The following is a 16,400-nucleotide window of genomic DNA, read 5'->3' on the forward strand; positions in this document are numbered from 1 at the left end:
GCCGCTCGGAATCGGTCAGCGCGACAGGCATGCCTTTTTGCACATCCACCGCGCGGTGCCGCAGCCTAGCATCGGCGTTCTTCCGTTCGAATGCCGATTGCCCATGCCCTCCTTGTTTCATACCGGCCTGCTGGCCTGCCTGCTGTTCGGCGTCCCGGCATTCGCCGCCGCGCAGGACAGCAAGTCCGATTCCAAGCCCGATGCCAAGGCCGATACCGCTGCGAGCAAACCCGCACCGCTGCCGGCCGATGTCAGCGTGCGCCAAAGTACGCGCCTTGCCGGGCGAACGCTGAGTTACACCGCTACCGTCGGCACGCTGCCGGTGCGCGATGCGCAGGGCAAGACCACCGGCGAGGTGGTGTTCACCGCCTATACCGTGGACGGCAAGGACCGCCCGGTGACCTTTGCCTTGAACGGCGGACCAGGCGCGGCGTCGGTGTATCTGAACATGGGTGCGATCGGGCCGAAGGTGGTCGGCTTCGGCGCCGAAGGCGACAGCGCATCTGCGCCGGCGACCTTGCGCGACAATCCGGGCACCTGGCTGGACTTCACCGACCTGGTGTTCATCGACCCGGTCGGCACCGGCTTCAGCCGCGCACTCATCGGCGATGAGGAAGCCAAGAAGCAGTTCTACAACCCGCAGGCCGACGTCGAATATCTTTCGCGCGTGATCTACGACTGGCTGCTGAAGAATCGCCGCCTGCAGACGCGCAAGTATCTGGTGGGCGAAAGTTATGGCGGTTTCCGCGGCCCGCGCATCACCCAGTATCTGCAGACCCGCCTTGGCGTGGCGATGAACGGCGTGGTGCTGGTCTCGCCGTTCCTCAACCCGACCCTGGACGACAACAGCGACGTCTCGCCGCTGGCGTGGATGCTGACCCTGCCCTCGATCGCCGCTGCGCATCTGGAACGCCAGGGCCAACTCAGCGACAGCGCGATGCGCCAGGTAATCGACTACACCCGCAGCGACTACGCGGTGGCGCTGATGAAGGGCCGCACCGATCCGCAGGCCACCGAGGCGATGCTGCAACAGGTCACCCGCATAACCGGGCTGGACCCGGCCTATGTGCGCCGCTCCGGTGGACGCCTGGAAACCCAGGCGTATCTACGCGAAGTGTTTCGCGACAAGGGCGAGCTGGGCAGCCGCTACGACGCCAACGTGACCGCCTTCGACCCGTTCCCCAACGACCCCACGCAGCGCGCCAGCGACCCGCTGCTGGACAGCATCATCGCCCCGACCACCACCGCGATGGTGGACTTCGTCACCCGGATCGTTGGCTGGAAAGTCGATGCGCGCTATCAGGCGATCAATTACGAGGTCAATACGGCCTGGGAATGGGGCGATGAGCTGCGCAAGGGCGCGGTGACGCAGCTGCGTCAGTCGGTGGCAATCGACCCCAAGCTGCGGGTGCTGATCGCACATGGCTGGAACGATCTCTCCTGTCCGTTCATGGGCTCGGTGCTCACCGTGGATCAGATGCCGGCGATGGGCGACCCCAACCGCGTGCAGGTACACGAATATCCGGGCGGCCACATGTTCTACAACCGCGCCGATAGCCAGGCCGCGTTCCGTCGTGACGTCAAGGCGATGTACGAAACGCGCTGAGCGCATGCAGTGCCGGGCGTGCGACTTACGTCCGGCGTTGATGGAGCAACCGCGTCGTCATGACGCTTTAAACCGCGCCAGGCGCGGTCGCTTTCACGTTCCAGCCCATCCATTGGTAAAGCCGATACCGCGCGATGCCCAGGTATTCGTGCAAGGCGACATCGGCCAGGGTGAAGTTGTAGCTCTGCGGCAGGATCGACCAGGAGGCGGTCAGCCAGTCCGCGCGCACCGGGATGGCATCGATCCCGAAGTGGCGGAAGTACAGCTCGGCGCGGCGCAGATGCGTGGCCGAGGACACCAGCACAACGCGATCGGGCCGGTGCGCGCGCAGCAAGGGCTGACTGAATTGCGCGTTCTGCCAGGTGTTCATGCTGGACGGCTCCATGATCAGATCTGCCCGATCGATCCCCAGCCCGATCAACACGCGCTGATACACCACCGCCTCCGACAGGCCCAGACCGCGTGCGTCGCCGCCGCTGATCTCGATCTTGCAATCGCCGCCGCTGTGCCGGCATTGCCGATACAGGCGCGCCGATTCGACGATGCGGCCATAGGCGAACATATTGGCTTCGGCCACCGCATCACGGCCTTCCGGACGCACGGTGCCGGCGCCCAGCAGCACGATGACGTTGCGCGCGCCCCATGCATTGAAATCGTTGAGGCCGGTGTGTTGCAGGTTCTGCAGCATCCACGATGGCAGCGGTCCGCAACCGACCGCGAACACCAGCGCCAGGCTGGCCCCGGCCAGCACGCGCGACAGCCGCCGCGAACCGCGACGGTCGATCAACCAGGCCAAGCCGAACAACACGCACACCAGGGCAAGCATCATCGCGGAAGGTTCTCACTCAGGACGCGCAGGCACCCCCGGTCACGGCAGATCCCTTGCGCAATAACAGCGCAGCGTGACGGCGGTGCGTGACCGCACCGCGACATCGCATCAGGTCCAGCCAAACAGCTCGAACAGCGTCAGGATCAGATACGCCACACCGCCCGCGGCGGGAATGGTGAGGATCCACGCCCAGACGATGCGCTCGATCACACCCAGCCGCAGCGAGCGCGGGTTCTTGGCAAACCCCACGCCCATGATCGCGGTGGAAATGCTATGCGTGGTCGACACCGGCATGCCGAAATGCGCGGCCACGGTGAGCACGGTGGCCGAGCTGGTTTCGGCAGCAAAGCCGTGGATGGGATGCAGCTTGACCATCTTGTGGCCGAGCGTCTTGATGATCTTCCAGCCACCGGACGCGGTGCCGGCCGCCATCACCACCGCGCAGGTCAGCACGATCCACATCGGGATGCCGTCACCGGCGGCCAGGCCGGTACCCGGATGCAGAAATGCCAGCCAGCTCGGCAGATTGTCCAGCGCACCGGCCGACTGCGCGCCGATCAGGGTCATCGCAATGATGCCCATGGTCTTCTGCGCATCGTTATGGCCGTGGGCGTAGCCCATGTACGCGGCCGAGGCGATCTGCGCCTTGCCGAAGAACGCATTGACCCAGCGCGGCCGCGCCAGGCGCCCGATCCGGCCACCGAGCCGCGACATGCCGGCGATGATGGCCCACAGCAGCAGCATCACCACGATACCAAGTAGGAAGCCGGCGATCGGCGAGGTGATCATCGGCACGAACACCTTCCACAACAGGCCCTTGTTCTTGGCCCAGTTGCCGACGCTTTCCGACCAGATCAACGCGTCCCAGTTGTTGTGCGCGGCGGCCAGACCGGCGCCGCACAGGCCACCGATCAGCGCATGCGAGGACGACGACGGCAGGCCCTTCCACCAGGTGATCAGGTTCCAGATGATGCCGCCCAGCAGCGCGCACAAAATCACCTGCGGGGTGACTTCGACCACGTTGGTGTTGAGCAGGCCAGACGCAATCGTCAAGGCCACCGCAGTGCCGGTCAGGGCGCCGATCAAATTCATGCCGGCGGCCAGCATCACCGCCCAACCCGGCGACAACACCTTGGTGGCGACAACAGTGGCGATGGAATTGGCGGTGTCGTGGAAACCGTTGATGAACTCGAACACCAACGCGGCCAGGATCACCACCAGAACAAGGGTAAGCACGCGGCGACCTCAGCTGTTCTTCAATACGATCTGGTACACCACCACCCCTGCCTCGCGGCAACGGTCGATGGCTTTCTCCAGGATCTCGAAGAACTCCTTGAGCAGGAACATCTGCAGCGTGTCCAGGCGGCCGGAATAGATGTCGCGGTACAACTCGAGCATCAGGCGGTCGGCCTCGTTTTCCAGCGTGCGCAGCTTGTCGTTGAGCGCAGTCATGCGATCGATGTTCATCTGCGGCAGGTCGGTGACCATCTCCACCACCACCGCGGCGGCCTGCTCCAGCATCGCCGCGCGCGGAGCGAAGTCGATGTGTTCCAGGTGCTTGGTGGCCAGCGAATAGCGGTCGGCGAATTTTTCGACCTGCTTGGGAATCTTGTACAACGCCGAGCCCAGCGCTTCGATGTCTTCGCGCTCGATCGGGGTCATGAAGCTGTCCACCAGCGCCTGGCCGATCTTGTCGGAGGCGGCGCGTTCGCGCAGGCGGGCCAGCTTGAAGGCGTCCAGCGCGGGCTGCCGGTCGGACGTGCGCATCATGGCGTGCAACGCCTTGGTGCTGTCGTAGGCGGCCTGCGCCGCTTCGTTCAGAAGCGAATAGAACTGCTTGCCGGAACCGAAGATGGTCTGCAACGAGAACATGGGTGGAGAACTTCCTGCCGTCGAGGGAGAGACGGGCGCCAAGGACGAATTATGACCGTTCCATGACCTGTCTGGGTATATCGGCACCGCGCACGGCCTTCACATCGGCATTTCCCGGCTCGAATCACCCTGTAATTTGCTAACATGCCTCCGCGCTTTCGGGCGCACCCTATGGAAGACGACCCTATATCTCCCCGTTGCCGCCCCGCCCCTGCGCGCGCCGGCCAACCCCGCGCTTGCCCGCCCTCCCCTTCACTGACCGGGGAAGACGCCCGTGGTTGAGTTTCTGATCGTCATCGCGCTGATTCTGTTGAACGGCTTCTTCGCCATGTCGGAGATGTCGTTGATGACCTCGCGCAAGAGTCGCCTGAAGCAGATGGCCGGCTCCAGCAAGCGCGCCGCGCGGGCACTGGCCTTGGCCGAAAGCCCCGAGAACTTCCTGTCCACGGTCCAGATCGGTATCACCTCGATCGGCATCCTGACCGGTCTGTTCGGCGGCGAAGCCATCGGCGAGGCCATCGGCGAGCGGCTGCAGCTGGCCTTCCCTGCGCTGTCGGCCACCTTCTCGCTGGTCGGCGATCCCAAACCGTATTCGGTGGTGATCGGCAGCACGCTGGCAGTGGCGCTGATCACCTTTTTGACGCTGATCTTCGGCGAGTTGGTGCCCAAGCGGCTGGCATTGCGCAATTCCGAAGATATCGCCGGCTTTGTCGCGGTGCCGATGACCTGGCTGGCCAAGATCGCCGCGCCCGGGGTGTGGGTGCTGGCGCGCTCTACGCGGTTGGTGCTGCGCATGCTGGGGATGGGCAAGGACGAATCGGCATCGATCACCGAAGAAGAGATCCGCATGCTGGTGGCCGAAAGCCACGAAGCCGGCGTGATCGACGCGCACGAGCGCGACATGATGAACCGGGTGATGCGCCTGGGCGACCGCACTGCCGACAGCCTGATGACGCCGCGCAACCGCATCGCCTGGCTGGATGCCAATGCCGAACCGGAACGCAACCTGCAGATGATGCGCGAGCACGAGTTCTCGCGTTACCCGGTGTACCGCGGCAGCGACCAGGACATTGCCGGCGTGCTGGAGGTCAAATCGCTGGTCACGCGCCTGGGCGGGCATGGCGAGCACCTGTTCCAGGCACTGCGCGATACCTTGTTCGTGTCCGAGTCCACGCATGCGATGAAGCTGCTGGAGATCTTTCGCGAAGAACAGCAGTCGATGGCGCTGGTGGTCGACGAATACGGCGAAATCCGTGGGCTGGTGACCATCAGCGACCTGATGGGCGCAGTGGTGGGCCGCCTGCAGGCGGTGGAAAACACCGACGAAGACGCGCTGGTGGTAACCCGTGCGGATGGCTCGCTGCTGATCGACGGCTCGCTGCCTGTTGAAGAATTGCGCGAAGTGCTGGGCGCCGAACTGCCGGAAGCCGACGAGGGCGATTACCACACGCTGGCCGGGCTGTGCATTTACTACTTCGGGCGCATTCCGCAGGCCGGCGAATTCTTCGATTGGGCCGGCTGGCGCATCGAGATCGTGGATCTGGATGGTGCGCGCGTGGACAAGCTGTTGCTGAGCCGCGTCGGCGACGAGGACAGCGATGACATCGTCGGATAACGGCGCGCCGCCATCCGACGACTCCGGTGGCGAGCAGATGCGCTACCGCAATGAAGGCATCCGCAGTTTGTTGGCGGCCTTCAGCGACGGCGACCCGGAGCAGGTGCTGCGGGTGCGCGAGATTCTGGCCGACCTGCAGCAGAGCGCATTCGGGGTGTTTTTATTTCTGGCGATCCTACCGTCGTTCATCCCGATTCCGGGCGTGGCCGGCGGCATCAGCGGGCCGCTGACGGTGCTGATCGGAGTGCAGATGATGTGCTGCCTGCGCAAGCCGTGGGTGCCGGCTTTTATCGGCAACCGTGGGCCGCGGCGACGCACCAGCCAGCGTTTCGTGGCGAAGCTGGCGCCGACGCTGCAGCGGCTGGACCGCCTGCTCAAGCCGCGTTTGCACGGGGTGCTCGATCGGATACCGGCGCAGGTGTTCACCGGGTTGCTGCTGGTGCTGGTCGGCATTTTACTGACGCTGCCGATCCCGTTTACCAACTATCTGTTCGGCTTGATCCTGCTGCTGTTTGCGCTGGCCTTGCTGGAGCGCGACGGCGCGCTGATGCTGGTCGGCTGGGCCGCGGCGCTGGTGTCGATCGCGGTGTTCGGCATCACCTCGGATCAGTTGCTGGATCTGATTCGTGGGTGGTGGCCGGTGGCGTGGCGTTGAGTTCTACCGTCGAGTGCGCGCCGGATTGGGCTTTTTGGCGCTGACGGATCACCTCTGATGCTGGAATGGGCGACACTTTTTCGCTGGCGAAGGCTAGTTGGGATGTTCGTTCAACGTCGAGGTTGCTGGCGGACCTACCCTCACCCCAACCCCTCTCCCGCAGGAGAGGGGCTAAAGCGCTTGGCGGGCGGTTGAGCGATCTTGGGTCGCGTACGCACCATGCGGATAACGTTGCGTTGTAAGCGAAGCCTTGCGCCATATGGAAACCAGACGGCCCGTGCGGCGATTGGTTTTCGCCGCCTTTAGAAGGACCGATCGTCTAGAACGCCCGATCGTCGTGCTAAAGCCAAACCTTGGTCATTAGATCGGGACTTGTCGGTTACGTCAGGTCCTGGTGCTCAGATCAGGGCTTGGCGCTTACCTCAGGTCTTGCTTACTTCAGATCGACCACGCGGTTATCCGAGAGGCTGGCAGTATCGTCGGTGACGGCAGCCATGACGAAATACAGCGCCTTGCCCAGCAGGCCGCTGGGGCCGTCCCAATACTCTGCCGACTCGGCGCGTACATGGATCAAGCGCAGGTTGGGATCGTCCTTGCCGCCGGGGAAAAACACCTTCATTGCCGGCGACCACAACGCATCGATCTTGGCGCGGTCGTGCACCACGCGCGCAGTGCCTGCGACCGACACATAGGTGTTCTTGGATGCCGAGGCGTAGGCCACGTTGACGCGTGGGTCGGCGGCGATTTCCGCCACTTTCGGGCTGTCGGCGGCGGTGGCGAACCACAGGTCGCCGTCGAATTCGACTTCCTGCGTGCCCAGCGGCCGGCTCACCAGCTTGCCGTCCGCCGAGACGGTGGTGAACATCGCAATGTCCACGCCGCGAATCAATTCCGCCAACTGCTTGATGCTCTCGCTACGTTCCTGAAGTTGCATGGTTGCCTTCCCAATGGAGATGCATGCATCTGAGCGGATCGACGCGCAAAGCGACGTGAATCACGCAGTGGTCACGTCCAACTCGCGGACCGCTTCTGCCGCGATCTCGAACGAACGCAGGCGCGCGGCGTGATCGTAGATGTTGGCGGTGAACAACAACTCGTCCGGGCCGTGGCGATCGATAAAGGCGGCCACGCCCTGCGCAACCTGGTCGGCATCGCCGAGCACGGTGCATGCCAGGGCACGCTCCACACCGACACGCTCGTGCGGCTGCCAGAAGCTGTCGATATCGTCGATGGGCGGCGGGATCTTGCTGAGCTTGCCGCGACGCAGATTGACGAAACTCTGCTGCTGGGTAGTGAACAACCGACGCGCCTGCGCTTCGGTCTCGGCAGCCACCACGTTCAGGGCGAGCATGACGTGCGGCTTGGCCAACTGCACGGACGGGCGGAATTCGCGGCGGTAGATCGCCACCGCCTCGTCCATTGCATCGGGCGCGAAGTGCGAGGCGAACGCGAACGACAACCCCATCGCGGCAGCCAGCCGCGCACTGAACAGGCTGGACCCCAGCAGCCACACCGGCACATCGATCCCGGCGCCGGGGACGGCCTGCACCAACTGCCCCGGCACCGCGGGGGCGAAGTAACGCAGCAACTCCGCCACGTCCTGCGGGAACTGGTCGGCACCGTCGAAATAGCGGCGCAAGGCGCGTGCGGTAGGTTGATCGGTCCCGGGGGCGCGGCCCAGGCCCAGATCGATGCGCTGCGGGTACAGCGACGCCAGCGTGCCGAACTGTTCGGCCACCTGCAGGGGGGCATGGTTGGGCAGCATGATGCCGCCGGAACCGACGCGGATGGTCTTGGTGCCGCCGGCGACGTGGCCGATCAACACTGCGGTGGCGGCGCTGGCAATGCCCGGCATGTTGTGGTGCTCGGCCAGCCAGTACCGGTGATAGCCCCAGCGCTCGGCATGTTGCGCCAGATCGAGCATGTTGGCGAAGGCGTGGGTGGTGTCGCTGCCTTCGCAGACGGGCGCCAGGTCGAGCACGGAAATGGGCGTCATCGGACGGCTCCGGAACTAAGTGATGTCCAAGAGATGGGGCTGCCCAGGCAGCATTGCCAGTCGGTTGTCCGGCGCTGAGGGGATTACAGCATTCCAGCAGCCGAACACCGGGTGCGGGGCGCGGCCTGCGTCATCAACAGTGGCTGACACCCCATCGCAGGCAGTCGTGAGGCAGGTGTGGCCGGCGCGCAAGAACGGGAGTGCACGAGCGGCACATGCCCCCGCCGGACACAGGCCGCGCCCGCCTGGCGGCTGCACAGTCGTTGTATCGACTGCTCTATGGACAGAGGGCCGCGCCGCTGCATCAGATGCGGTGACCTAGGCGCGAACCCATCGACCGCGCGACGAAGGGCCGGCGCTGCCGGATCAGGCCGCTGGCTATGATGCGGATTGACTTGCAATGCGACACCACGATGACCATGACCGCCCCGTCTGCCCATGACTCCGGTGCCGCTCAGATTTCTGCGCGCATCGACCGACTGCCGGCCAGCGCCACGCTGTGGAGGCTGGTCGGCCTGCTGGCGTTGGGCGGGTTCTTCGAGCTGTACGACCTGTTCCAGACCGCCTACATCAGCCCGGGACTGATTGCCGACGGCATTTTTGCCAAGGGTGCCGATGGCGTCTTCGGGATGTCGGATCAGGCCGCATTCGCCGCAGCGACGTTTCTTGGGCTGTTCGTCGGCGCCGCACTCTTGAGTCCGTTCGCTGACCGCTTCGGCCGCCGCCTGGTGTTCACCTTCGCGCTGGTCTGGTACACCGCTGCCACCGTTGCGATGGGCCTGCAGAGCACAGCCACCGGGGTCATCGTGCTGCGCTTTGTGGTGGGGATTGGGCTGGGCATCGAACTGGTGACCATCGATACCTATCTGTCCGAGCTGGTCCCGCGGCACATGCGCAGCGCGGCGTTCGCGTTTGCCTTCTTCGTGCAGTTTCTGGCGGTGCCCGCAGTGGCGCTGGCCGCGTGGCTGCTGGTGCCGCATGCGCCACTGGGAGTGAGCGGCTGGCGTTGGGTCGTGCTGCTGAGCGGTGTGTTTGCGTTGGCGATCTGGTGGTTGCGTAGCCGCTTGCCCGAATCGGCGCGCTGGCTGGCCGCGCAGGGCCGCCATGCCGAAGCGGATGCGGTGCTGAATCAACTGGAAGCGCGCTGCGTGCGCGATATCGGCGCGCCGTTGCCCGAGCCGCAACTGGCCACCACAGCGCCCGCCAGCCAAGCGCGGGTGTCGGCCTTGTGGCGGGCACCATATCGCGGGCGCATCGGCATGTTGGTGGTGTTCCACATTTTTCAGGCCATCGGTTTCTTCGGCTTCGGCAACTGGTTGCCAGCCTTGATTGCAGCGCAAGGCACCGGTGTCACCAAGAGCCTGGGCTATTCGTTTGCGATTTCGCTGGCCTACCCGCTTGCGCCGCTGCTGTTGCTGCGCTTTGCGCAGCGCTGGGAAAACAAGTGGCAGATCACCGCCTCGGCGCTGGGCGCGGTGCTGTTTGGCGTGCTGTTTTTGCTGCAGCATGACGCCATCGGCATGGTGCTGTGCGGGGCGATGATCGCGTTCTGCAATGCCTGGATGAGTTTTGCCTACCACGGTTATCAGGCCGAACTATTCCCCACCGGATTGCGTGCGCGTGCGGTCGGGTTTTGCTACTCGTTCAGCCGTCTGTCGACGGCGGTGAGCAGCGTGTTGATCGGCTGGCTGCTTGCCCAGGTCGGCAGCCATGGCGTGCTGACCTTTATCGTGATCAGCATGTCGATCGTTGCAAGCGTGATCGCCGTGTTCGGGCCGCGCACGCGTAATCGTGCGCTGGAAGAGATTGCGGGCTAGCGCCTGCGCAGTGGTGTGACAGCTCGGCGATGCACGCGGCTCACGTCATGCGCCGTGGCGTTTTACCAACGCCGCGCTCTTGCCCTTCGGCTGCAAAACCGGTGTCTGTCCAAGTGCAACGGTGCGGTCGGCCACCGAAGCCAGGCTGGTGCGATGCGAAACCACCACCAGCACGGTGTGCGGCAGGCGCTGTCGCAACGTGCACAGCAGCTGATGTTCGGCCTGCGCGTCGAGTGCACTGGTCGCCTCGTCCAGTACCGCCAGGGTCGGCGCGCGCAGCAACACCTGCGCCAACAGCAGACGTTGCAACTCGCCACCGGACAGGCGGCTTTCCGGGCCATTGATCGCGGTGAGCAAGCCGTGGCCGTCGCGCTGCAACCGCGCGTGCAAACCGACCTCGGCCAGGACCTGCCACATGCGGGTCTCGGTGGTGCCCGGCAACGCCCACTCCAGGCAATCGCGCACGCTGCGCTGCCAGGGCCGCACGCCCTGACCGATGTAGGCGCTGTGCCGGATCAGTTGCCGGTAAGCAGTGAAATCCAGCCGACGCCCGCCCATATGCGCATCGAACGCTACGGGCGGCGCCTGCCCGGAGAGCACGTCCATCAAGCTGCTCTTGCCGACGCCGGAAGGCCCGACGATCAAGGTCATCTCGCCGGGCACCAGCAACAGCGGGCCGATATCCAGCGCAGGCAGCGGCGCCGCCAATTCGATGCGCTCGACATGTAACGCGGCCGGCAGCGGCTGCGCTGCGTCGGCCGATGCCTGCATGCGCGGTGCACCCAGATCCACATGGCGCCGCCACAACTGCAGCGCCGGCCACGCAGAACGTAATTGCTGCATGCTCTGCCGCGTCGTCACCAGATACGGCAGCAAGCGACCAAGCAGCAGACTGACGGTGATCAGCGCGGCGCGGTCGGCGCCTTGCCATAGATTGGCCAGCACCAGGATGCCGGCAATTGCGGCTACGGCGGTGAGTTCCAGGAACAACCGACTGCTGGCCACCAGTTCCTGTTGCTGCGCGTAGCCCTGCCCCAACCGCGTTGAAATGCGTTCGTAGTGCTGTGCTTCGACCTCTTCGCGCTGGAACGAGCGCACATGGCGCAGGCGACGCGGAAAATCTTCGCTCAACCAGAACAGCTGCGTCATGTCGGCCACATAGTCGCGACTGATGCGTGCCTGCGCATCGCTGCTGGACAGCCGCACACCCAGCCAGGCCAGCACCAACAATAACGGCGTGGCAAACAGCAACGCAGGTGCGATCAACACCGCGATGCACACGCTGACCACTGCAGTGATGCCTGCCACCAGCAACTGCAGCACGGCGCTGAAGCCTTGCGTTGCGATCTCGATGTTGTAGGTGAGCACGTTGGCGATCTCGGCCGAGCTGGCGCCAGCCAGTGCCGGCAACGGCGCATCGATCAAGGCGGCATGCACGCGCCGACGCAGGCCCACTGCATAGCGGCTGGTCAGGCGTGCGGCCAGGCGCGCCCCGCACCAACGCAGCGTGGCGAACAACAAGCTCACCACCACGAACAGGCTCGCCTGCGTCGGCAGGCCACCCGGCAATGCGAGTTGGTAGCCAGCCAACTGCACGCTGTGGCCGGGTTGCACCAGCGGCACCAGACACACTGCAACGATGCTGCCGACGCACGCGGCCGCCAGCGACAGCGCGACGTACAACCCGACAGCCGGCAGGTCGGCGGGCACCAGCGTGTCGATGAAGCTGCGTAGCGCTGCTTGACTCCGGCCGCCGTGCGCAGGCTTATGCATCTGCGCCGCCGCGCGCATGCCGTGCCGCTCGGCGCGGGCCATCCAGCGCATTGCACGCGCTTTTGATCGTGAAGGCCGTCATCGCAACACCCGCAGCACTGCCTCGACCGAGGCGTGCGGATGCGCGCCGCGACGCAGGGTAAACATCCCGACGCGCTGCACCTGCGCGACAAACCGCTGCCAGCCGGGCTGACCGGCAGCGTACGGCTGATCGCGCGCCAGGGATTCGGCAATCTGCGTGACCGGCACCGGCACCAGGCCCGGTGCGGAGCCATCGGCAGACTGGCTGGACAGCATCAATACCGCGCTTAGCTGCAACGGCGTTGGCGCAAGGGTGGCATGACCGTGGCGAATATCGACCTCGTACTTTTCCACACCGCTGCGGCGACGAATGGTGGGCGCTGCGCCGATCCATGCGCGCGTGTGCGCGTCGAGCAGGCCGAGCGATTCCGGCCGCAGATGCAGAAAGTTGGCAACCCCGGTGGTCAGTAGACTCTCCGGCGCCACGAACACGCCGTCTTCGGCGATGAATTCCAGGCCATGCAGCAGACTGTGCAGCGCCAGCGTGGATTTGCCCGCACCGCTGGCGCCAAGCAACAGCACACAGCGACCGTGCCGGCCCACGCAGGCACCATGCAAGGGCACCAGCCCGATGCCACGCGCGGCAAGCAGGAACACCGCAAATTCGATGAGTTCATAGCGCACGTGATAGGCATGCGCCAGCATGTCTTCAGACACCACCAGCATCGCGCGACGCTCCGTTACCGAGAGCATCAGGTAATTGCAGGCATCCATGACGCCGCAGACCAACCCGCCAACCGCATGCGTGCGCACCGGCGGCGGCGTATCGACAATGGCGCCCGGCGCGCGTGGCACCAGATCCAGGGTGAGATGAAACTGCGGCGCGGCAGGCAGGCAGTGCGCCGGCAGGCCCGCGTAGGCGGCATCCACCAACGCCAGCAAGGCTTCGCTATCGCTGTGAAAGTGGAAGAGCGCGCCGAGAATCTGCCGCTGTACGCTGAAACGACGTGCACGCTGCTCACTGAACGGATCTGCCGCGAGAGTGTCCGGTGCAAAAGTGTTCGGCGGAACCACGCATGCGCGTTCGCTCACCGGCGTGTGTTGCGCCAACGCAGCCGACTGCGGCATGCCTGTCATCCATTGCATCGATCAGCCGGTGTGTGCTGATTCGCCAAAGAAAGGTTGCATCGTCGAATGCGATGTACCGCTGCATTGCATCGACGCTGCGACGCATCGCAACAGCGCAACCAAAGGCGCCTGCGTGCGCACCTACTGCCGAGCCGAATGCCGGTGTCTGCGCACGCCACCGCTGCGCGTCATCTGGCGACAGAACGAGAGCCTTGTGCAGATGCTAAAGATCCAGGTCAGTCATTCGTATTTCTTGCGTTACGACCCAAAACAATGGGAGCGCGGCAAGCCGTATCCGCCGTTGGCCACCCTGCAGATTGCCGCATTGCTGCGCGAGCGCGGGCATGCGCTGAGCCTGTTCGACGCCATGCTGGCCGACGACGTGGAGGACTATGCCGGCGCGCTGCACGAGGCGCAGCCGGACCTGGTGGTGTTCTACGAAGACAACTTCAACTTTCTCACCAAGATGTGCCTGAGCCGGATGCGCGAGGCCGCCTGCCACATGATCCGGCAGGCGCGCGCCGCCGGGTGCCGGGTGCTGGTAGCGGGCTCGGATGCCTCCGACAACCCAGACGTGTTTCTGGCCGCCGGCGCACACGCGACCTTGATCGGTGAAGGCATCGCGCCGTTGATCGAACTGATCGAACGCGTCGAGGCCAATCCGCAGATCGATGACCAGGCCTGGCTGGCCGGCGTTGCACGCATTGCTACCAGCGACCCTGCAGCAGTCCGCACACATCCCGGTGCGCAGCCACCGGATGCGCGTCTGAGCGGGCTGCCTGCCTGGGACCTGGTCGACATGCCGCGCTATCGGCAGTTCTGGCAGCAACGGCATGGTTATTTCAGCTTGAACATGGCGGCCTCGCGCGGCTGCCCGTTCCGTTGCAACTGGTGCGCCAAGCCGATCTGGGGCAACCATTACAAACGCCGCGGCGCCGAAGACGTGGCCGCAGAGATGATCCATCTCAAACGTAACTTCCAGCCCGACCATCTGTGGATGGCCGACGATATCTTCGGCTTCCATATCGATTGGGTCGAGACGTTTGCGCAGCGTTTGAGCGAGGACGACGGCGCGATTCCCTTCACCATCCAGACCCGTGCCGATCTGGCCAGCGAACGCATGGCTGCCGCCCTATCGCGTGCCGGTTGCGCGGAGGCCTGGATCGGCGCGGAAAGCGGCAGCCAACGCATCCTCGACAAGATGACCAAAGGCACGCAGGTGGCAGAGGTAATCGCAGCACGCGAACGGCTGGGCGCACATGGCATCCGCGTGGGCTTCTTCATCCAGTTGGGGTATCTGGGCGAAGAGCTCGAGGACATTCTGGCCACGCGCGCACTGGTGACGCAGGCCAACCCGGACATCATCGGCGTCAGCGTGTCGTATCCCCTGCCCGGCACCAAGTTCTATGAAGAAGTGAAGAACCAATTGGGTGGCAAGACGCATTGGCAGGACAGCGACGACCTGGCCATGATGTTCCATGGTGCCTACGACTCGGAGTTCTACCGCAGCGTGCGCAATCTGCTGCATACCCAGGTCGACCTGCAACAGGCGCGCGCAACGATGACGGCCGACGCCCTTTCGCAAGCGTCAGAGCAACTGGAAGCGCGTTGGGCCGCACTGATCGCATCGGAACATCTCCACCGTACCGAGCCGCTTGCCACCCTGGCGACGCGGCAGACACGCCAGCTGGAAACGCTGCTGGTGGGCTGATCAAACACGGCAACAAGCGGCCGCCAGATCACCATCATGTGGTATGCGCGGAAATCCCCTTGCAGCACTGCTGCAAGGGCGTCAAGCCGTGCCAGCAACACCACTCACAATCAGCATCGCTATCCCGTTCGCCAACCTGTTCGACTCTCCGGATCACCTGCATGCAGCCTTCGCTTCGCACCATCAGACATGGCCTGCACACTGCCACCGAGCAGCTGGCGCACGAGCTGGCGCAGCCTGGCGACAACGCGCCGCAGTGGGACCGGCTGCAGTGGCAGCTGGCCGCGGCGGCTGCGGCGGCGCATGGCGTGTCGCCGTTGCTGCAGCGGCGCTCGTTGTGGCAGAACGCCGAATGGACGGCCTTCCTGAGCGAGCAGCGCAGCCATGTCGAAGACCGGCACCGGCGTATTGCGCTGCTGCTGACGCAGATCGACGCGGCTGCACGCAGTGCCGGCATTGCGCTGGTGGGACTGAAAGGCAGCGCCTTGCATCGGCTCGGCGTGTATCTGCCCGGCGATCGTCCGATGGCCGACATCGACTTGCTGGTGCAGCCGGACGACGCGCCTGCGGCGGCAGCGTTGTTGTGCGAACTTGGCTATGTGGCGTCGTTCGAACAATGGAAGCACCAGGTGTTCAAACCGCTGCAGGGCGATGCCGTTGCGGGCCTGGGCGAGCACCGCGACGCACCAATCAACATCGAGCTGCATACGCGCATCCAGGAACGCCTGCCGGTGCGTAGCGTGGACATCACCGCGCTGGTCTGGCCGGAGCGCGCGCAGCCGGGACTGAACCCGTATCCCTCCATCGGCGCATTGATGCGTCACCTGCTGCTGCATGCCGCTGGCGGCATCTGCCATCGCAGCATCCGGCTGATGCATCTGCACGATCTGGCATTGTTGGCCACACGCATGGGGCCACGCGATTGGCAGGAGCTGTGGGAAGACCCGGCGATCTCGCCATGGTGGGCACTGCCTCCGTTGTTGTTGTTGCAGCGCTACTACCGCGCAGTGGTGCCAGCGACGGTGATGGCGCGCCTGCATGCGCAGTGTCCGCGGCTGCTGCGCATGCGCGCCGCGCGGCAAACGCTCACCACCGCCTCGTGCTCGAACCTGTGGTTGTCTGCACTACCCGGCATCGAGTGGTCGGGTTCGCTGCGTGAGGCGCGCCAGTATCTGCGACAACGCGTAGTGCCGTCGGCGGAGAGCCGCAAGGAGCGGGCCGACATGTTGCAGACGCAGTTGTGGCTGCAAGGCCAGCCGTGGGTGCGCCAGACCCAGGCACGTCGCCTGATGACTAGGCTGACCCGGCCTGTCCCGCGCACCGACATGCTGTATGTGGTGCGTGCCGCACTCGATGGATATCTGCAGCCTGCGTAAG

At 64.8% G+C, this 16,400-nt stretch carries 12 protein-coding genes, 1 other RNA gene and 1 pseudogene; 6 read left to right on the forward strand and 8 right to left on the reverse strand.

Annotation, left to right across the window (positions count from 1 at the left end):
* The first annotated feature begins 103 nt into the window (after positions 1 to 103).
* Positions 104 to 1,606: a S10 family peptidase gene (locus ABQZ00_RS11325; protein WP_323538294.1), complete on the forward strand. Its 1,503-nt coding sequence runs from the start codon at positions 104 to 106 to the stop codon at positions 1,604 to 1,606.
* Between the two features lie 67 nt (positions 1,607 to 1,673).
* Here ABQZ00_RS11325 and ABQZ00_RS11330 read toward each other — a convergent pair whose 3' ends face one another.
* The 3 genes from ABQZ00_RS11330 to ABQZ00_RS11340 form a co-directional block, all read right to left on the reverse strand.
* On the reverse strand, positions 1,674 to 2,435 hold the full coding sequence (locus tag ABQZ00_RS11330) for a YdcF family protein (protein WP_115511968.1): 762 nt from the start codon (positions 2,433 to 2,435) through the stop codon (positions 1,674 to 1,676).
* Between the two features lie 108 nt (positions 2,436 to 2,543).
* On the reverse strand, positions 2,544 to 3,671 hold the full coding sequence (locus ABQZ00_RS11335) for an inorganic phosphate transporter (RefSeq protein WP_055844347.1): 1,128 nt from the start codon (positions 3,669 to 3,671) through the stop codon (positions 2,544 to 2,546).
* Between the two features lie 9 nt (positions 3,672 to 3,680).
* Positions 3,681 to 4,307, reverse strand: a complete 627-nt coding sequence (locus tag ABQZ00_RS11340) for a DUF47 domain-containing protein (RefSeq protein WP_055844350.1) — start codon at positions 4,305 to 4,307, stop codon at positions 3,681 to 3,683.
* A 274-nt stretch (positions 4,308 to 4,581) separates the two neighbouring features.
* On the opposite strand from ABQZ00_RS11340, the gene ABQZ00_RS11345 reads away from it, so the two are divergent.
* Both ABQZ00_RS11345 and ABQZ00_RS11350 read left to right on the forward strand, forming a co-directional pair.
* Complete coding sequence (locus ABQZ00_RS11345) at positions 4,582 to 5,922, forward strand: hemolysin family protein (RefSeq protein WP_323538293.1); 1,341 nt, start codon at positions 4,582 to 4,584, stop codon at positions 5,920 to 5,922.
* Entirely contained in the window at positions 5,906 to 6,577 is a 672-nt protein-coding gene (locus tag ABQZ00_RS11350) for an exopolysaccharide biosynthesis protein (protein WP_055844356.1), read from the forward strand. Before ABQZ00_RS11345 ends, ABQZ00_RS11350 begins: the two co-directional genes overlap by 17 nt.
* Before the next feature lie 433 nt (positions 6,578 to 7,010).
* On the opposite strand, the gene ABQZ00_RS11355 is transcribed toward ABQZ00_RS11350, so the two are convergent.
* From ABQZ00_RS11355 to ABQZ00_RS11365, 3 genes are all read right to left on the reverse strand, one after another.
* Complete coding sequence (locus ABQZ00_RS11355; RefSeq protein ID WP_055844359.1) at positions 7,011 to 7,511, reverse strand: pyridoxamine 5'-phosphate oxidase family protein; 501 nt, start codon at positions 7,509 to 7,511, stop codon at positions 7,011 to 7,013.
* 60 nt (positions 7,512 to 7,571) lie between these two features.
* Positions 7,572 to 8,573, reverse strand: a complete 1,002-nt coding sequence (locus ABQZ00_RS11360) for an LLM class flavin-dependent oxidoreductase (RefSeq protein WP_323538292.1) — start codon at positions 8,571 to 8,573, stop codon at positions 7,572 to 7,574.
* Positions 8,574 to 8,714: 141 nt separating this feature from the next.
* Positions 8,715 to 8,790: non-coding RNA, sX9 sRNA (locus ABQZ00_RS11365), on the reverse strand.
* A gap of 196 nt (positions 8,791 to 8,986) precedes the next feature.
* On the opposite strand from ABQZ00_RS11365, the gene ABQZ00_RS11370 reads away from it, so the two are divergent.
* On the forward strand, positions 8,987 to 10,390 hold the full coding sequence (locus ABQZ00_RS11370) for an MFS transporter (RefSeq protein ID WP_323538291.1): 1,404 nt from the start codon (positions 8,987 to 8,989) through the stop codon (positions 10,388 to 10,390).
* A 45-nt stretch (positions 10,391 to 10,435) separates the two neighbouring features.
* Here ABQZ00_RS11370 and ABQZ00_RS11375 read toward each other — a convergent pair whose 3' ends face one another.
* Both ABQZ00_RS11375 and ABQZ00_RS11380 read right to left on the reverse strand, forming a co-directional pair.
* On the reverse strand, positions 10,436 to 12,163 hold the full coding sequence (locus ABQZ00_RS11375; RefSeq protein WP_323526078.1) for an ATP-binding cassette domain-containing protein: 1,728 nt from the start codon (positions 12,161 to 12,163) through the stop codon (positions 10,436 to 10,438).
* 78 nt (positions 12,164 to 12,241) lie between these two features.
* Entirely contained in the window at positions 12,242 to 13,312 is a 1,071-nt protein-coding gene (locus ABQZ00_RS11380) for a phosphoenolpyruvate carboxykinase (ATP) (protein WP_323525973.1), read from the reverse strand.
* 156 nt (positions 13,313 to 13,468) lie between these two features.
* On the opposite strand from ABQZ00_RS11380, the pseudogene ABQZ00_RS11385 reads away from it, so the two are divergent.
* Positions 13,469 to 15,023 (forward strand): annotated as a pseudogene (locus ABQZ00_RS11385) (B12-binding domain-containing radical SAM protein).
* Between the two features lie 161 nt (positions 15,024 to 15,184).
* Positions 15,185 to 16,399 carry a nucleotidyltransferase family protein gene (locus ABQZ00_RS11390; protein ID WP_323538290.1) on the forward strand — a complete coding sequence of 405 codons (1,215 nt, stop codon included), beginning with the start codon at positions 15,185 to 15,187 and terminating at the stop codon, positions 16,397 to 16,399.
* Position 16,400: the final 1 nt, after the last annotated feature.

Origin of the sequence: Xanthomonas sp. WHRI 10204, from assembly GCF_040202875.1 — a bacterium.
Lineage (GTDB): Bacteria > Pseudomonadota > Gammaproteobacteria > Xanthomonadales > Xanthomonadaceae > Xanthomonas.